Annotated in this window: 15 protein-coding genes; 11 read left to right on the top strand and 4 right to left on the bottom strand. The window is 73.5% G+C overall.

Going from position 1 to position 16,024, the window contains the following annotated elements:
- The first annotated feature begins 54 nt into the window (after positions 1-54).
- The 3 genes from IF27_RS24010 to IF27_RS24000 all read left to right on the top strand — a co-directional run bounded on the left by IF27_RS24010 (position 55) and on the right by IF27_RS24000 (position 2,399).
- A complete protein-coding gene (locus IF27_RS24010) occupies positions 55-678 on the top strand; it encodes a cell division protein SepF (RefSeq protein WP_052851818.1) in 624 nt (207 codons plus the stop codon).
- 71 nt (positions 679-749) lie between these two features.
- Positions 750-1,034 (top strand): YggT family protein, encoded by a 285-nt coding sequence (locus tag IF27_RS24005; protein WP_052851817.1) that lies wholly within the window; start codon positions 750-752, stop codon positions 1,032-1,034.
- 48 nt (positions 1,035-1,082) lie between these two features.
- The gene (locus IF27_RS24000; RefSeq protein ID WP_052851816.1) at positions 1,083-2,399 is read left to right on the top strand and encodes a DivIVA domain-containing protein; all 1,317 of its coding nucleotides are present in this window, start codon (positions 1,083-1,085) and stop codon (positions 2,397-2,399) included.
- A gap of 81 nt (positions 2,400-2,480) precedes the next feature.
- Here the strand turns inward: IF27_RS24000 and ileS are convergent, their stop codons facing one another.
- Positions 2,481-5,621 carry an isoleucine--tRNA ligase gene (gene ileS, locus IF27_RS23995; RefSeq protein WP_052851815.1) on the bottom strand — a complete coding sequence of 1,047 codons (3,141 nt, stop codon included), beginning with the start codon at positions 5,619-5,621 and terminating at the stop codon, positions 2,481-2,483.
- Between the two features lie 498 nt (positions 5,622-6,119).
- On the opposite strand from ileS, the gene IF27_RS23990 reads away from it, so the two are divergent.
- The 5 genes from IF27_RS23990 (at position 6,120) to IF27_RS23970 (ending at position 10,498) form a co-directional block, all read left to right on the top strand.
- Complete coding sequence (locus IF27_RS23990; RefSeq protein ID WP_052851814.1) at positions 6,120-6,575, top strand: TraR/DksA family transcriptional regulator; 456 nt, start codon at positions 6,120-6,122, stop codon at positions 6,573-6,575.
- Between the two features lie 42 nt (positions 6,576-6,617).
- The gene (lspA, locus tag IF27_RS23985) at positions 6,618-7,259 is read left to right on the top strand and encodes a signal peptidase II (protein WP_052851813.1); all 642 of its coding nucleotides are present in this window, start codon (positions 6,618-6,620) and stop codon (positions 7,257-7,259) included.
- A gap of 25 nt (positions 7,260-7,284) precedes the next feature.
- On the top strand, positions 7,285-8,235 hold the full coding sequence (locus tag IF27_RS23980) for an RluA family pseudouridine synthase (protein ID WP_052851812.1): 951 nt from the start codon (positions 7,285-7,287) through the stop codon (positions 8,233-8,235).
- Between the two features lie 2 nt (positions 8,236-8,237).
- Entirely contained in the window at positions 8,238-9,830 is a 1,593-nt protein-coding gene (locus tag IF27_RS23975) for a Na+/H+ antiporter (protein WP_052851811.1), read from the top strand.
- Positions 9,831-9,913: 83 nt separating this feature from the next.
- The gene (locus IF27_RS23970) at positions 9,914-10,498 is read left to right on the top strand and encodes a GNAT family N-acetyltransferase (RefSeq protein WP_052851810.1); all 585 of its coding nucleotides are present in this window, start codon (positions 9,914-9,916) and stop codon (positions 10,496-10,498) included.
- An 18-nt stretch (positions 10,499-10,516) separates the two neighbouring features.
- Here the strand turns inward: IF27_RS23970 and IF27_RS23965 are convergent, their stop codons facing one another.
- A complete protein-coding gene (locus IF27_RS23965; protein ID WP_110946196.1) occupies positions 10,517-11,647 on the bottom strand; it encodes a mechanosensitive ion channel family protein in 1,131 nt (376 codons plus the stop codon).
- Between the two features lie 111 nt (positions 11,648-11,758).
- On the opposite strand from IF27_RS23965, the gene IF27_RS23960 reads away from it, so the two are divergent.
- Positions 11,759-12,334 carry a dienelactone hydrolase family protein gene (locus tag IF27_RS23960; RefSeq protein WP_052851809.1) on the top strand — a complete coding sequence of 192 codons (576 nt, stop codon included), beginning with the start codon at positions 11,759-11,761 and terminating at the stop codon, positions 12,332-12,334.
- A gap of 22 nt (positions 12,335-12,356) precedes the next feature.
- Here the strand turns inward: IF27_RS23960 and IF27_RS23955 are convergent, their stop codons facing one another.
- Both IF27_RS23955 and IF27_RS23950 read right to left on the bottom strand, forming a co-directional pair.
- A complete protein-coding gene (locus tag IF27_RS23955) occupies positions 12,357-13,010 on the bottom strand; it encodes a response regulator (protein ID WP_052851808.1) in 654 nt (217 codons plus the stop codon).
- Positions 13,007-14,140, bottom strand: coding sequence for a sensor histidine kinase (locus tag IF27_RS23950; protein WP_052851807.1), 1,134 nt, complete (start codon positions 14,138-14,140; stop codon positions 13,007-13,009). The genes IF27_RS23955 and IF27_RS23950 overlap by 4 nt, the downstream gene beginning before the upstream one ends.
- Positions 14,141-14,270: 130 nt before the next feature.
- Between IF27_RS23950 and IF27_RS23945 the strand changes: the two genes are divergently transcribed.
- Together IF27_RS23945 and IF27_RS23940 are read left to right on the top strand one after the other, a co-directional pair.
- Entirely contained in the window at positions 14,271-15,179 is a 909-nt protein-coding gene (locus tag IF27_RS23945) for an ABC transporter ATP-binding protein (protein ID WP_052851877.1), read from the top strand.
- Positions 15,176-16,021 (top strand): ABC transporter permease, encoded by an 846-nt coding sequence (locus IF27_RS23940; RefSeq protein ID WP_110946195.1) that lies wholly within the window; start codon positions 15,176-15,178, stop codon positions 16,019-16,021. The genes IF27_RS23945 and IF27_RS23940 overlap by 4 nt, the downstream gene beginning before the upstream one ends.
- The last annotated feature ends 3 nt before the right edge of the window (positions 16,022-16,024 follow it).

Below are 16,024 nucleotides of genomic sequence, written 5' to 3'. Positions count from 1 at the left end.
CTCCCTGGCCCCGGCGGACGGAGCCGATCCACCACAGAGCGGAGGACGCAGTCGATGGCTGGCGCGATGCGCAAGATGGCGGTCTACCTCGGCCTCGTGGAGGACGACGGCTACGACCGCCCGGGGTACGGCCCCGACGACGATTTCGAACCTGAGCCCGAGCCCGACCGGGGTCAGCGTCGGCAGACGCTCGAACCTCCCCCGAGGGAACGGTCGGAGGAGCCGGTGCGGGTCGTGCACCCCCCGGCCCAGCGGGAGACGGAGCCCACCCCGGCTCCGGTCCTGGCGGAAAGCAGGCGGCCCGGGAGGATCGCTCCCGTGTCTTCCATCACATCAGAACGGCACAACGTGGAGAAGAACGCGCCGGTGATCATGCCCAAGGTCGTTTCCGAGCGGGAGCCCTACCGCATCACGACGCTCCACCCCAGGACCTACAACGAGGCCCGTACCATCGGGGAACACTTCCGTGAGGGCACCCCGGTGATCATGAACCTCACGGAGATGGACGACACGGATGCAAAGCGACTTGTCGATTTTGCCGCTGGTCTGGTCTTCGGTCTGCATGGGAGCATCGAGCGAGTGACGCAGAAGGTGTTCCTGCTCTCGCCTGCTAACGTCGATGTCACCGCGGAGGACAAAGCCCGGATCGCCGAGGGTGGGTTCTTCAACCAGAGCTGAGGGAAGACAGCGGAGCGAAGGGAGTCCCGGCCGCCCGGCCGGGGCAGGAACAGGGGAGAGGGCCAACCGGGATGGGGATCGTTCAGCAGGTGATCCTGATTGTCTTGTACTGCTTTCTCGGCCTGCTGCTCGTCCGGCTCGTGATGGACTGGGTCTTCATGTTCGCGCGCTCCTGGAGCCCCGGCAAGGCGATGGTCGTCGTGCTGGAGGCCACCTACACTGTGACCGATCCGCCGCTCAAGGCCCTTCGGAGGGTCATCCCCTCCCTGCGGTTCGGGGGTGTGGCGCTTGATCTGTCCTTCATCGCACTGATGATCATCGTCTACATCCTGATCAACGTCGTGGCCGGGCTGTGAACGAGTACGGTCTTGCCGATATCCGACGAAACACGCTGAGGTGAAGAGATGCCGTTGACCCCCGAGGACGTTCGGAACAAGCAGTTCACGACCGTCCGTCTGCGAGAAGGCTATGACGAGGACGAGGTCGATGCCTTCCTCGACGAGGTCGAGGCAGAGCTGACCCGACTTCTCAGGGAGAACGAGGATCTGCGCGCCAAGTTGGCCGCCGCCACACGTGCCGCCGCGCAGAACCAGCAGAACATGCGCAAACCCGAGCCGCAGGACCGGCAGGGGGGCCCGCCGGCCATATCGGGACCGCAGGGGATGCAGCAACAGCAGCAGCAGATGGGCGGCCCGCCCCAACTGCCCGCCGGTCCCGGCGGTCCTCAAGGGCATCCGGGCGGCCCCGGCCCGATGGGTCAGGGCGGTCCGATGGGTCCGGGTGGTCCCGGACAGCAGATGGTCCCCGGTGGACAGATGGGCCAGGGCGGTCCGATGGGTCAGGGTGGCCCCATGGGCCCCGGCCCGATGGGCCAGGGCGGTCCGATGGGCCCCGGCCCGATGGGTCAGGGTGGCCCGATGGGCCCCGGCGGTCCGCAGGGACACCCCGGTGCCCCGGTGCCGATGAACCAGGGCATGCAGCAGCACGGCGGCCCCGGCCTCGGCATGGGCGGCCACGGCGGTCCCGGCATGCAGCAGCACGGTGGCCCCATGGGCGCGCCGATGCAGCAGCAGGGCGGTAACGAGAGCGCCGCCCGCGTCCTGTCGCTCGCCCAGCAGACCGCCGACCAGGCGATCGCCGAGGCGCGTTCCGAGGCCAACAAGATCGTCGGCGAGGCCCGCAGCCGCGCCGAGGGTCTGGAGCGTGACGCGCGCGCCAAGGCCGACGCGCTGGAGCGGGACGCGCAGGAGAAGCACCGCGTGGCGATGGGCTCGCTGGAGTCCGCGCGCGCCACGCTGGAGCGCAAGGTCGAGGACCTGCGCGGCTTCGAGCGCGAGTACCGCACCCGCCTCAAGTCGTATCTGGAGAGCCAGCTGCGGCAGTTGGAGAGCCAGTCCGACGACTCGCTCGCCCCGCCGCGGACGACCTCCTCGGCCCCGTCGCTGCCGCCCTCGCCGCCGTCCCTCGCCTCCGCGGGCGCGCCGAGCGGCCCCGGCTCCTCCCTCGGTCACCAGACCATGGGCGGGAACCAGCAGATGGGCGGCCACGGTGGGCACGGCGGCCACGCGCCGAGCCAGGCACCGTCCTACGGCGGCGGCCAGCAGCAGATGTCGCCCGCCATGACGCAGCCGATGGCCCCGGTGCGGCCCCAGGGTCCGCAGCCGGTGCAGCAGGCGCCGTCCCCGATGCGCGGCTTCCTCATCGACGAGGACGACAACTGACGCGACGCGCGACACCGAAGGGGTGGGCCCCCGGACCGTGAGGTCCGGGGGCCCACCCCTTTCCGCCGTCAGCGGCGCGGGTCAGTTCCTGCGCAGCCGGAAGGAGACGCCGAGCGCGCCGTCGCCGAACGTCTCGCCGTAGGTGTCGTCCCCGGCGCCCTCGGCGAAGTCCGTCGCCAGGACCTCGGAGCACAGCAGCGCCTGATGGTCGTCCAGCGCCCGGCCGACCTCCGGGTCGTCCGAGGCCCAGCGCACGGCGATGCGGTCCGCGACGTCGAGACCGCTCGTCTTGCGCGCCTCCTGGATCAGCCGGATGACGTCCCGGGCGAGGCCCGCGCGCCGCAGCTCCGGCGTGATCTCCAGGTCCAGCGCCACCGTCGCGCCCGGGTCGGAGGCCACCGACCAGCCCTCGCGCGGCGTCTCGGTGATGATGACCTCCTCGGGACTCAGCATGATCTCCTCGCCGTTCACCACGACCGAGGCCGTCCCGGCGCGCAGCGCGGCCGACAGCGCCGCCGCGTCCGCCGCCGCGATGGCCTGGGCCACCGGCTGCGTCCCCTTGCCGAACCGGCGGCCGAGCGCCCGGAAGTTGGCCTTCGCCGAGGTGTCCACCAGCGAGCCGCCGATCTCGGAGAGCGCCGCGAGCGCCGAGACGTTCAGCTCCTCGGCGATCTGCTCGCGCAGGTCGTCGCCGAGCAGTTCGAAGCCCTGCGCCGCGACCAGCGCGCGCGACAGCGGCTGGCGCGTCTTCACACCGGACTCGGCGCGGGTGGCGCGGCCCAGCTCCACCAGCCGCCGTACCAGCAGCATGTCCTGCGACAGGTCGGCGTCGATGCGCGACAGGTCCGCCTCGGGCCAGCTCGCCAGGTGCACCGAGTCGGGCGCGCCCGGGTCCACCGGCACGACGAGGTCCTGCCACACGCGTTCGGTGATGAAGGGGACCAGCGGCGCCATCAGCCGCGTCACCGTCTCCAGCGCCTCGTGCAGCGTGCGCAGCGCGGCGCGGTCGCCCTGCCAGAACCGGCGGCGGGAGCGGCGGACGTACCAGTTGGACAGGTCGTCCACGAAGGTGGAGATCAGCTTGCCCGTGCGCTGGGTGTCGAAGTTCTCCATGGCCGTCGTGACGGCGGCGACCAGCGCGTTCAGCTCGCTGAGCAGCCAGCGGTCCAGCAGCGGGCGGTCGGCCTGCGCCGGGTCCTCCGCGCCGGGGGACCACTCGGCGGTGCGGGCGTACAGCGCCTGGAAGGCCACGGTGTTCCAGTACGTGAGGAGCGTCTTGCGGACGACCTCCTGGATCGTGCCGTGCCCGACCCGGCGGGCCGCCCACGGGGAACCGCCCGCCGCCATGAACCAGCGCACCGCGTCCGCGCCGTGCTGCTCCATGAGCGGGATGGGCTCCAGGATGTTGCCCAGGTGCTTGGACATCTTGCGGCCGTCCTCGGCCAGGATGTGGCCGAGGCAGACGACGTTCTCGTAGCTGGAGCGGTCGAAGACCAGGGTGCCGACGGCCATCAGCGTGTAGAACCAGCCGCGCGTCTGGTCGATCGCCTCGGCGATGTACTGCGCCGGGTAGTGCTTCTCGAACACCTCGCGGTTGCGGTGCGGGTAGCCCCACTGCGCGAACGGCATGGCGCCCGAGTCGTACCAGCCGTCGATGACCTCCTCGACGCGTGTCGCCGTCAGCGCGCAGCCCTCGGCGGGGCAGGCGAACGTCACCTCGTCGATGAACGGGCGGTGCGGGTCGAGGCCCGACTGGTCGGTGCCGGTCAACTCGCTCAGCTCGGCGAGGGAGCCGACGCAGGTGAGGTGGTCCTCGGCGCAGCGCCAGATCGGCAGCGGCGTGCCCCAGTACCGCTTGCGGGACAGCGCCCAGTCCACGTTGTTGGTGAGCCAGTCGCCGTAGCGGCCGTGCTTGACGGACTCGGGGAACCAGGTCGTCTTCTCGTTCTCCCGGAGCAGGGCGTCCTTGATGCGCGTGGTGCGGATGTACCAGGAGGGCTGTGCGTAGTAGAGGAGCGGGTTGTGGCAGCGCCAGCAGTGCGGGTAGCTGTGCTCGTACGGCAGGTGGCGGAAGAGGAGGCCGCGCGCCTGGAGGTCGGCGACGAGCGCCTCGTCCGCCTTCTTGAAGAACTGGCCGCCGACCAGTGGGAGTCCGGCCTCGAACGTGCCGTCGGAGCGGACCGGGTTGACGACGGGCAGGCCGTAGCGGCGGCAGGTGAGGAGGTCGTCCTCGCCGAAGGCGGGGGACTGGTGGACGAGGCCGGTGCCGTCCTCGGTGGTGACGTACTCGGCCGTGACGACGTAGTGCGCGTCGGCGCCGCCGAAGTCCACCAGCTCGAACGGGCGGCCGTAGCGCCAGCGTTCCATCTCGGCGCCGGTGAACGTCTCGCCGGTGGCCGTCCACTCCTCGCCCAGCGCCTTGCCGAGCAGCGGCTCGGCGACGACCAGCCGCTCGTCGCCGCGTTCCGCGACGACGTAGGTGACCTCGGGGTGCACGGCGACGGCCGTGTTGGACACCAGGGTCCAGGGCGTCGTGGTCCAGATCAGCAGCGCGGCGCGCCCGGCCAGCGGCCCCGACAGGAGCGGCAGCCGCACGTAGACGGACGGATCGACCACCGTCTCGTAGCCCTGCGCCAGCTCGTGGTCCGACAGGCCGGTCTCGCAGCGCGGGCACCACGGCGCGACGCGGTGGTCCTGGCCGAGGAGGCCCTTGGCGAAGATCTCCTTCAGCGACCACCAGACGGACTCGACGTACTGCGGGTCCATGGTGCGGTAGGCGTCGTCCAGATCGACCCAGTAGCCCATGCGCGTCGTCAGCTCGGCGAACGCGTCGGTGTGGCGCGTCACGGAGGCGCGGCAGCGCGCGTTGAACTCGGCGATGCCGTAGCGCTCGATGTCCTGCTTGCCGCTGAAGCCCAGCTCCTTCTCGACGGCCAGCTCGACGGGCAGGCCGTGGCAGTCCCAGCCCGCCTTGCGCGTGACGTGGTAGCCGCGCATCGTGCGGAAGCGCGGGAACACGTCCTTGAAGACACGGGCCTCGATGTGGTGGGCGCCCGGCATGCCGTTGGCGGTCGGCGGGCCCTCGAAGAACACCCACTCGGGGCGCCCCTCCGACGCCTGGAGGGTGCGGGCGAAGGTCTTGTTCTGCTGCCACAGGTCGAGCACGCCGTGCTCCAGCTCTGGCAGATCGACCTGGGCGGGTACGGGTCGGTACAGCGACATCGGATCGTCCTCCGGCGGACACACAGTGCGTTCTCCGTCGGAGGGACGAGAGCGTTGCGGCTCCCGCGGTACCACCCTCCTTGGCCCCCGGCGGTCGCCGACTGCCCCCTCATTGGGTCGCGAACGCCGGCTCTACTCGCGTCGCCGGTCCGTGCGGGGCACGGTCCTGCGGGCTTTCCTCCGGCGGCTCCGGGGTGATCTTCACGCCGCGCACGCCCCCGGGCTCGCACCGTCCCCGGGTCGCTCCTGGCTGCCGGACGACGCTACTCGTCCCCATCCACGCCTTTCGCTGGGGCCCAGTGTACGCCGCCGACGGGCGGCCACGACCGGTTACGCCGGGGCCGCCCGGGGCACAACGGAGGCAGACCGGCGCGCCCTCGTTGCCGCACCTCGGCGGGCCGACCTATCGTTCCGGTCACGATGCGCGAGCACGATCACACCATGTGACCGGCCGCTGTCCCGAGTGGCCGCCGCAGAGCCGGAAGACAGGAGCCCTTAGTGGCAGCGAAGAAGAGCACGGCCGACGAGTCGGCCACCGCGGTGTCGCCGGTCCGCGCCGGTGACCTGGCGGTGCGGACGGGCGAGGACCCGTGGACCGAGGAGGAGGTCGCCGCGGCACGCGCCGGGCTGACCGCCGAGGCCGACCGGCTCGGCGCGGAGATCGCCGCCTCCGAGGCGGCGATCGCGGGCCTCATGCGCGACTCGGGCGACGGGGCGGGCGACGACCAGGCCGACACGGGTTCCAAGAACGTCACCCGCGAGCACGAGATGGCCCTCGCCTCCAACGCCAGGGAGATGCTGTACCAGACCGAGCGCGCGCTGCGGCGCCTGGGGGCCGGGACGTACGGCCTGTGCGAGAACTGCGGCAACCCCATCGGCAAGGCGCGGACCCAGGCGTTCCCCCGCGCCACGCTGTGCGTGGACTGCAAGCAGAAACAGGAACGGCGGCCGTGACGGGCTTCCGCTGATCGCACAGGAGTGCCGTACCCTCGTCCCGTGAGCGAAGCGGAGCGGACCATCGAGACCCCCGACGATCCTCCGCCCGCGGGCGACGCAGGCGACACGGACGGCGTGGACGGTGCGCGCGACGACCGGTCCGAGGTCACGGACGACGGTACTCCCGAGGGCGTGTCCGGGGCCACCCCGGTGCGCGGTCCGCGGCGGGTGGCCGTGCTCGTCGCGGTCGCGGCCTTCGCCTATCTCGTGGACCTCGCGACCAAGATCTGGGTCGTCACCAGCCTGGAGAACCAGCGCAGCATCGACGTCATCGGCGACTGGATGCGGTTCAGGGCCGTGCGCAACGCGGGCGCCGCCTTCGGGATCGGCTCGGCGCTCACCGTCGTGTTCACCTGCATCGCGGCGGCCGTCATCGTCGTCATCTTCCGGCTCGCGCGCCGCCTGTACAGCGTCCCCTGGGCCATCGCGCTCGGGCTGCTGCTCGGCGGCGCGCTGGGCAACCTCACCGACCGCCTCTTCCGTTCGCCCGGCGCGTTCCAGGGGCACGTCGTGGACTTCGTCGCCGTCCAGCACTTCGCGGTGTTCAACCTGGCGGACTCGGCGATCGTCTGCGGCGGCATCCTGATCGTCCTGCTGTCCTTCCGGGGCCTCGACCCGGACGGCACCGTGCACCGCGACTGACAGGCCGTCCGGCATACTCGGTCAGGTGACCACGCTTCCCGGGACGCCCGAGACCCGCACCCTGCCCGTACCCGAGGGACTGGAGGGGGAGCGCGTCGATGCCGCGCTCTCCCGCATGCTCGGCTTCTCCCGCACCAAGGCCGCCGAGCTCGCCGCGGCGGGGAAGGTACGGCTGGACGGTGCCGAGGTCGGCAAGTCGGAGCGGGTCACCGGCGGTTCGTGGATCGAGGTCGAGATGCCCCCGCCCGCCGCCCCGGTACGGGTGGTGGCCGAGCCGGTCGAGGGCCTGGGGATCATCCACGACGACGCGGACCTCGTCGTGGTGGACAAGCCGGTCGGCGTCGCCGCCCACCCGAGCCCCGGCTGGACGGGCCCCACCGTCGTCGGCGGGCTCGCGGCGGCCGGTTTCCGCGTCGCCACCTCGGGCGCGGCGGAACGGCAGGGCATCGTCCACCGGCTCGACGTCGGCACCTCGGGCCTCATGGTCGTCGCCAAGTCGGAGCGCGCCTACTCCCGGCTGAAGCAGCAGTTCCGCGACCGGACCGTGGACAAGCGCTACCACGCCCTCGTCCAGGGCCACCCCGACCCGCTCAGCGGCACGATCGACGCCCCCGTCGGGCGGCACCCGCAGCACGACTACAAGTGGGCCGTCACCGCCGAAGGCAAGCACGCCGTCACGCACTACGACCTCATCGAGGCCCTGCGCGCCGTCAGCCTGCTCGCCATCAAGCTGGAGACCGGCCGCACGCACCAGATCCGCGTGCACATGTCCGCCCACCGCCATCCGTGCGTCGGCGACCTCACCTACGGCGCCGACCCCACGCTCGCGGCGCGCCTGCGGCTGACCCGGCAGTGGCTGCACGCCAAGGAACTGGGCTTCTCCCATCCCGAGGACGGCCGCTGGGTCTCCTTCGCCAGTGACTATCCGGAGGATCTGCGGACGGCGCTCGACGTGCTGCACGCCGAGAGCGCCTAGGCGTGGACCAGCTCTCGCTGCTCTTCGCGCTGCTGCTCGGCTCGCTGCTGACCGTGCCGCTCGGCGACCGGCTCGGGCTGCCCTCGCCGGTGCTGATGACGCTGTTCGGCGGGCTGCTGGCGTTCGTGCCCCTCGTCCCGCAGGTGGACATCGATCCCGAGCTGATCCTGCCGCTGGTGCTGCCGCCCGTGCTGTACGCGGCGGTGCGCCGCACGTCGTGGCGGCAGTTCGTGGCGAACGTGCGGCCGATCCTGCTGCTGGCGGTGGCGCTCGTCTTCGTGACGACGGCCGCCGTCGCCGCCGTCGCGCAGGCGGCCGTGCCGGGGCTGCCGCTGGCCGCCGCCGTGGCGCTCGGCGCGCTCGTCGCCCCGCCCGACCCGATCGCCGCGACCGCCGTCGCGGGGCAGCTCGGGCTGCCGCGCCGCATGGTGTCGATCCTGGAGGGCGAGGGGCTGTTCAACGACGTCACGGCCATCACGCTCTACCACGTCGCGATCGGCGCGGTCGTCGCCGGTTCGTACTCCTTCCCCGCCGCGGCGACCGACCTCGTGCTCTCCGCCGTCGTCGCCATCGCGGTGGGGCTCGCCCTCGGCTGGCTGATCTCGCGGCTGCGGCCCGTGCTCTCCGACGTGACGCTGCGGGTCGGCTTCACGCTGCTGCTGCCGTTCGCCGCCTACACGCTGGCCGAGGAACTGCACGGCTCCGGCGTGCTGTCCGTGCTGGTCATGGGGCTGTACCTGAGCGAGCAGGCCGACCCGGACGACGTCGCGGGGCGGCTGACCGGCGGGAGCTTCTGGGCCGTCGTGGACACGATGGTGACCGGCGTCGCGTTCGGCCTCATCGGGCTCGAACTGCACCGCGTCCTCGACAGCACGCTCTCCCGCTGGGACGACCTGCTGCCCGCCGCCCTCGCCGTCCTCGGCGCGGTCATCGGCGTCCGGCTGATGTGGCTGCTGCCCGCCGCCTGGATCACCCGGCGCCTGCACCGCGAGAGCGACGCGGGCGAGGACGTGCCGCTCAGCTGGCGGGAGACCGTCGTCATGTGGTGGTCGGGCATGCGCGGTGTCGCCACCGTCGCGCTCGCCCTGGCCGTGCCGCTGACCGTGGACGACGGCGGGGGCTTCCCGGAGCGCGACGCCCTGATCTTCATCGCGTTCGTCGTCGTGCTGGTGACGCTCGTGCTCCAGGGCCTCACGCTGCCCTGGCTGGTGCGGCTGCTCGGCGTGCAGGCCGACGCCGACATCGCCGACCGGCAGGAGCACGACCTCGCGGTCCGCGCCGCCAAGGCCGCCAAGCGGCGGCTGCGGGAGCTGGGCGAGAGCGAGGACCTGCCGGACGACGTCTCCGAGACGCTGCTGCGGCGCGCGTACGACATCGGGGTGCGGATCTCGCCCTCCCTCGCCGAGCGTGACCTGCGCGAACACGTCGCGGAACGGGCCAGGCACGTCCGGGAGATCGACGAGATGTACGCCGAACTCCTCGCCGCCGCACGCCGTGAGGTGCTCGACGCGCGCAGCGAGGCGGGCGCGGACCCGAACGTCGTGGACCGCGCCCTGCGCGAGCTGGACCGCACGAGCCTGCCGCACGGCGACTGAGGGCCCGGCCCGTGAAGGGCGTGAGGGGCGTGAGAGGCGTAAAGGGGAGGACAGCGGGCGCCCGCGCCGTACACACTGCCCGGATGGCTGATCAGGAGCGCGACGCACCCGACCGGGGATTCCGCCACAAGCCCACGCTGTACGGAGAGTTGGTCCTGCTCCGGCCGGTCGTGGCCGACGACGTGACCGCGCTGACGCCCATGTTCCTCGACGCGCGGACCAAGCGCCTGACCGGCAGCCACGCCGCGGACGCGCACGACGAGGCGCGGGCACGTGCGTGGTACGGCACGCGCGCGGGCCAGGACGGGCGCCTCGACCTCGCCGTCGTGGAGCGGGCGACGGGGCAGGTCGTCGGGGAGGCCGTCCTCAACGCGTGGGACGCCGACAACCAGAGCTGCAACTTCCGTATCGCGCTGGTGCCCACCGCCCACGGGCGCGGTCTCGGGACCGAGGCGACGCGGCTGCTCGTCGGCCACGGCTTCGGGCGCCTGGGGCTGCACCGCATCGCGCTGGAGGTGTACGCGTTCAATCCGCGGGCCCGCCGGGTCTACGAGAAGGCGGGCTTCGTCGCCGAGGGCGTGCTGCGGGACGCGCTGCTGTGGGAGGGCGAGCGGGTGGACGCCGTCGTGATGTCGATCCTCGCGCCGGAGTGGCGGGCCCGGGCCTGACCGGCGCCCGGCCGCCCCTCAGTGCACCCGGCCGTTCTCCCGCTCGTGGTGCCGCTGGCCGTCCACGTCGTGGCGCCGGGCGTGCTGCTGCTGGTGCGGCAGGCGGTGGTCGGGCGTGACGGCGGCGGGGGAGGTCGCGACGCGGGGGAGCGCGTACGGGTGGTGGTCCCGCAGCCAGGCGACCAGCTCCTCGCGGACGGCGCACCGCAGGATCCACGCGTCGTCCGGGTTCTTCGTGGACATGGCGGCCCGCAGCTGGATGGCGGACGGCGTGGTGTCCGTGACGACCAGGCCCCAGAGACGGCCGTCCCACTCCTTGCGGCCGAGCAGGAACTCCTGGAGGTGCTTGCGCAGTTCCGGCACCGGCGTCGCGTGGTCCACGTAGAGGAAGACCGTGCCCGTCAGCTCGGTGCCGCCGCGCGACCAGTTCTCGTACGGCTTGCTGTTGAAGTACGACACGGGCATCGTCAGGCGCCGGTCGTCCCAGATGCGGATGGTCAGGAACGCGAGGGAGATCTCCTCGACCACGCCCCACTCGCCGTCCACCACGACCGAGTCGCCGATCTTCACCGAGTCGCCGAACGCGACCTGGAGGCCGGAGAAGAGGTTGCCCAGCATCGACTGGGCCGCCACACCGGCGATGATGCCGATCACACCGGCCGAGGCGAGCATCGAGGCGCCGAGGGCGCGCAGGCTCGGGAAGAGCAGCAGTATCGTCACGGCCGCCGCGACGATCGCGAGGACGGTGGTCACCACGCGGCGGAGCATCTGGAGCTGCGTGCGGAACTGGCGCACGCGCGCCTGGTCCTGCGTGCGCGCCTCGTAGCGGACGAGGTAGTTCTCCGCGACGGCGCCCGCCATCCGTATCGTCAGCCATGCCGCCGACGCGATGGCGACCGTGGCGAGCAGGCTGTCCAGCACGTCGCCCCGGCCCACGTGCAGGTCGAACGCCTCGTACGCGACGCTCACCGCCGAGGACGCCAGCAGGATCTGCAACGGCACCCGGCAGCGGCGCATCAGCCCCCACAGGCGCGTGTCGGGGTGGCGGCGGTCGGCCGCGCGCAGCGCGCGGTCGATGCCCCAGCCGACCACGAGGGTCAGTGCTATGGTGCCGCCGATCACGAGAAGTGACCGCAACACATCGTCCATGGGGGTCCTCCAGCTCCTACGCCCACCGGTCCTCCCGCCAGGCTAACGGGGCCGTTCACCGGGTTGGGGGCCTCGCTCTGTCGCGTACCACGGAAAGGGCGTCGTCAGACCGTGACCGAAATCATCCTCTTCCCTTCCGCATGCGGGCTGCGCCCGGCCGTGCGGGAGGCCGCCGACCGGCTGCGCGCCGCCGGGCACCGCGTGCACCTGCCCGACCTGTACGACGGGCGGACGGCGGACACGCTGGAGGACGGGCTGGCCCTCCGCGACGAGATCGGCCGCGACGAGCTGCTGCGGCGCGCGATCGCCGCCGCCGCGCCGCACTCGGACGCGGGGCTGGTCTACGCGGGCCTGTCCACGGGCGGCGCGCTCGCGCAGACCGTCGCCCTGGGGGACGAGCGGGCGCGCGGCCTCGTGCTGCTGCACGGGACGGCGGACATCGCCGAGGATGCGTCGGTGGACGACCTGCCGGTGCAGCTGCACGTCGCGGACCCCGACCCGTTCGAGACCCACGACTGGCTGAACGCCTGGTACCTGCGGATGCGGCGCGCGGGCGCGGACGTCGAGGTCTTCCGCCACCCGGGGGCCGGGCACCTCTACACCGACCAGGGGCTGCCCGACTGGGACGCGCAGGCGGCGGAGGAGACGTGGCGGACGGTGCTCGCGTTCCTGGCGCAGGAGGGCTGACCTTCAGCCAGGGCCGGCCCCGTCAGCCCCGCGGCGTGACGAGCCCCGCGTCGTACGCCCTGATGACGAGCTGCACGCGGTCGCGGGCGTCGAGCTTGGCGAGCAGCCGTGCGACGTGCGCCTTGGCCGTGGCGGCGCTGATGTGCAGGCGGGCGGCGATCTCGCCGTTGGACAGGCCCTGGCCGACGAGGACCAGCACCTCGTGCTCGCGGCCCGTGATCCCGGTCAGGGCGCGGGGCGGCCCGGCGGGCTCGGGGCGGGCGGCGAACTCCTCGATGAGGCGGCGCGTGACGCCCGGCGCGAGCAGCGCGTCCCCGGCGGCGACCACGCGGACGGCCGCGAGGATCTCGTCGAGGCCGGTGTCCTTCACCAGGAAGCCGCTGGCCCCGGCGCGCAGGGCGCCCACGACGTTGCGGTCGTCGTCGAAGGTCGTCAGGACGAGGACGCGCGCGGTGCCCTCGGCGGTGATCCGCCGCGTGGCCTCGATGCCGTCCATGCCGGGCATGCGGAGGTCCATCACCACCACGTCGGGGCGGTGCGCGGCGGCGAGCCTGACCGCCTCGGCGCCCCCGGCGGCCTCGGCGACGGCGTCGAAGCCCGGGGTCTCGTCCAGCAGGACGCGCAGCCCGGCGCGGATGAGCGGCTGGTCGTCGGCGAGGACGACGCGGACGGTCACGCGACGGCCGCCGGTACGGGCAGCCGGGCCGTCACCCGGAAGCCGCCGCCGGGGCGGGGCGTGGCCGTGAACTCGCCCCGCAGGAGGGCGACGCGCTCGCGCATCCCGGCGATGCCGTAGCCGGGGGCGGCCCGCGCGCCGGGCGCGGGCCCGGGGCCGTCGTCCTCGACGGCCAGGGTCAGGGCGGCGTCGCCGTGGTCCAGGACGACCCGGCAGGAGGCGACGCCCGCGTGCCGCACCACGTTGGTCAGCGCCTCCTGGACGATGCGGTAGGCCGCGAGGTCGATGTCGTGCGGCAGCGGACGGGGCGTGCCCCGCACGGTCACCTCGACGCGGACGCCCGCGCCCGACGTGGCGGCGACGAGCCCGGCGAGGTCGGCGAGGCCGGGGGCGGGGCCGTCGGACGCGGGGCCCGGCGCGTCGTCCCGCCGCAGGGCGCCGAGCGTGCGCCGCAGTTCGGCGAGCGTCCGGCGGCCGGTGTCCTCGATGGCGGCGAGCGCGTCGCGCGCGGCGTCGGGGCGGGTCCCGATGACCCGGCGGCCCACGCCCGCCTGGATCGCCATGACCCCGACGCTGTGGGCGATCATGTCGTGCAGCTCCCGCGCGATGCGCAGCCGTTCGGCCGTGACCGCCTCCGCAGCGGTCCGCTCCCGCAGCGCGTCGGCGTGCGCGCGGCGCTCGCGCGCGGACAGACCCGTGAGGAGCGCCACGACCTGCGCGAGGGCGAGCAGCGCCACGGTGCTCACGAAGACGTCCCGTCCCGAGCCGACCAGGGTGCCCGCGCCCGCCTGCGCCGCCAGCGCCACGGCGGCGGCGGCCAGCCCTTCGCGGCGCGGGCGCGTGGCCGCGACGACGCCGACCGCGGCGGTGTTCGCGACCACGGGCAGGAGGACCAGGTCCCATGGCGCCCCGCCCACCACCACGCACACCGTGCCCGTCAGCAGCAGGAACAGCGCGGGCCAGGGATCGCGGCGCAGCAGCGGGACGACGAGCGCCGTGGCGCATCCCGTGAGGAACATGCGCAGGCCCGTCGAGTTGTCGGGCCCGGCGGTCATGGCGTGGGCGAGGGCGGCCGGGTGGACGAGCGCCGCGACCCACGCGAGGGCGGTTCGCGCGCGCGGTGAGTGCATGGACCGATCGTAATGACGGCGCCGCGCCGCCACAGTGGCCCGTGGGCGTACGCCCGGGGGCCACCGGCCCGCCACGCGTGTGCCCCGTGGCCCGATGTGGCGCGCCCGGCGGGCCGGAAGCCTGGTGGGCATGATCGAACTGGAAGGGCTCACCAAGCGGTTCGGTGGGCGGACGGTGGTGGACGGGCTGACCTTCGGGGTGCGGCCCGGCCGGGTCACGGGCTTCCTCGGCCCGAACGGCGCGGGGAAGAGCACGACGCTGCGGATGGTGCTGGGGCTGTGCGCGCCCACGTCGGGGGCCGCGCGGGTGGCGGGGGTGCCGTTCCGGGACCGCGCCCGGGGGCTGCGGCACGTCGGCGCCCTGCTGGACGCGGGGGACGCGCACGGCGGCCGGTCGGGGGTCGCGCACCTGTGGGCGCTGGCGCGGGCGAACGGGCTGCCGCGGTCGCGGGTGGACGAGGTGCTGGCGGAGGTCGGGCTCGCGGACGCGGCGCGCCGCCGGGTCGGCGGCTGGTCGCTCGGCATGCGGCAGCGCCTGGGGATCGCGGTGGCGTTGCTCGGCGACCCGCCGGTGCTGGTCTTCGACGAGCCGCTGAACGGCCTCGACCCTGAGGGCGTGCGCTGGGTCCGCGGGCTGTTCCGCGGCCTCGCGGCCGAGGGGCGCACGGTGTTCGTGTCCAGCCACCTGATGAGCGAGATGGAACACACGGCGGACGACCTCGTCGTCATCGGGCGGGGGCGGCTGATCGCCGTGGAGAGCCTCGCCGCCTTCTCCGCGCGGGCCGGAGGCGGCGGCGTGTGGGTACGGGCGGACGACCAGGGCGCGCTCGCGCGGCTGCTCGCCGCCGAGGGGGCCGGGGTGACGCGGCGGGACGGCGGCCTGCTGGTGACGGGGGTCGGCGCCCGGCGGGTGGGTGAGCTGGCGGCGGAGCGTCGCGTGGTGCTGAGCGAACTGACGCCCCGGAGGGCGTCGTTGGAGGAGGCGTTCATGGAACTGACGGCGGAAAGCGTCGAGTACGCGGCGGGTGAGGGCCGGTGAGCGCGCGTACCGCTCCCGTCGCCGACGTGGGGGAGGGGCGCCGACCCCGGTTCCCGGACCTCGTCGTCGCCGAGTGGATCAGGTTCCGCTCGCTGCGCTCCACCTGGTGGGCGCTCGGCGTCTGCGCGCCGGTCGTGGTCGGGATCGCGGTGAACGCCGCGTGGAGCGATCAGGCCAACTGGCCGGGCTACGGACCGGGCGTCAAGGAGATCTTCGTGCCCGTCTGGGCGATCAGGGACGCGTTCAACGACAGCGCCGCCATGATCATGGCGCTGGTCCTCGGCGCGCTGGGCGCCACCGCCGTCGCGGGGGAGCACGCGACCGGGCTCGTGCGCACGGCGTTCACCGCCGTCCCGGCGCGGCGTTCCGTCATGGCGGCCAAGGTCCTGGTCCTCGCGGCGGTGACCGCCCTGTTCGGGACGCTGGTGGCGGGCGTCTCGTTCTGGGCGAGCCAGGCGGTCCTCGCCCGGCAGGGCATCGGCATGTCGATCGGTGACCCGGGCGCGCTGCGTGCGGTGGCCGCCTCGGCGCTGCTGGCGCCGGTCGCCGCGCTGGCGGGGGCTGCCGTCGGCGCGCTGCTGCGGCATGCGGCGGGGGCGGTCGCCATGACGGCGGCCGTGCTGCTCCTCGTGCCCTCGCTCGTCAGCGAGAAGTACGCGTGGAGCGCGGCGCTCGACCACGCGCTGCCACTGAGCGCCTGGGACCACCTCACGTCCCTCGGCCCGGAGATGATCACGCCGGAGCATCCGGCGACGACCGCCGGTTCATGGGCCGTGTACGTGCTGTGGCCGCTGGTGTGCGCGGCGGTCGTGCCGGTGGCGGCGCACCACCGGGACGTGTGAGCG

Source organism: Streptomyces avicenniae (assembly GCF_000719135.1).
GTDB lineage: Bacteria > Actinomycetota > Actinomycetes > Streptomycetales > Streptomycetaceae > Streptomyces > Streptomyces avicenniae.
This window is presented reverse-complemented; position numbering and strand designations above follow the sequence as displayed.

Coding starts and splice junctions, on each gene's coding strand:
- IF27_RS24010 (WP_052851818.1), top strand. CDS start 55: ATGGCTGGCGCGATGCGCAAGATGGCGGTCTACCTCGGCCTCGTGGAG.
- IF27_RS24005 (WP_052851817.1), top strand. CDS start 750: ATGGGGATCGTTCAGCAGGTGATCCTGATTGTCTTGTACTGCTTTCTC.
- IF27_RS24000 (WP_052851816.1), top strand. CDS start 1,083: ATGCCGTTGACCCCCGAGGACGTTCGGAACAAGCAGTTCACGACCGTC.
- ileS (WP_052851815.1), bottom strand. CDS start 5,621: ATGTCGCTGTACCGACCCGTACCCGCCCAGGTCGATCTGCCAGAGCTG.
- IF27_RS23970 (WP_052851810.1), top strand. CDS start 9,914: ATGGCTGATCAGGAGCGCGACGCACCCGACCGGGGATTCCGCCACAAG.
- IF27_RS23965 (WP_110946196.1), bottom strand. CDS start 11,647: ATGGACGATGTGTTGCGGTCACTTCTCGTGATCGGCGGCACCATAGCA.
- IF27_RS23950 (WP_052851807.1), bottom strand. CDS start 14,140: ATGCACTCACCGCGCGCGCGAACCGCCCTCGCGTGGGTCGCGGCGCTC.
- IF27_RS23945 (WP_052851877.1), top strand. CDS start 14,271: ATGATCGAACTGGAAGGGCTCACCAAGCGGTTCGGTGGGCGGACGGTG.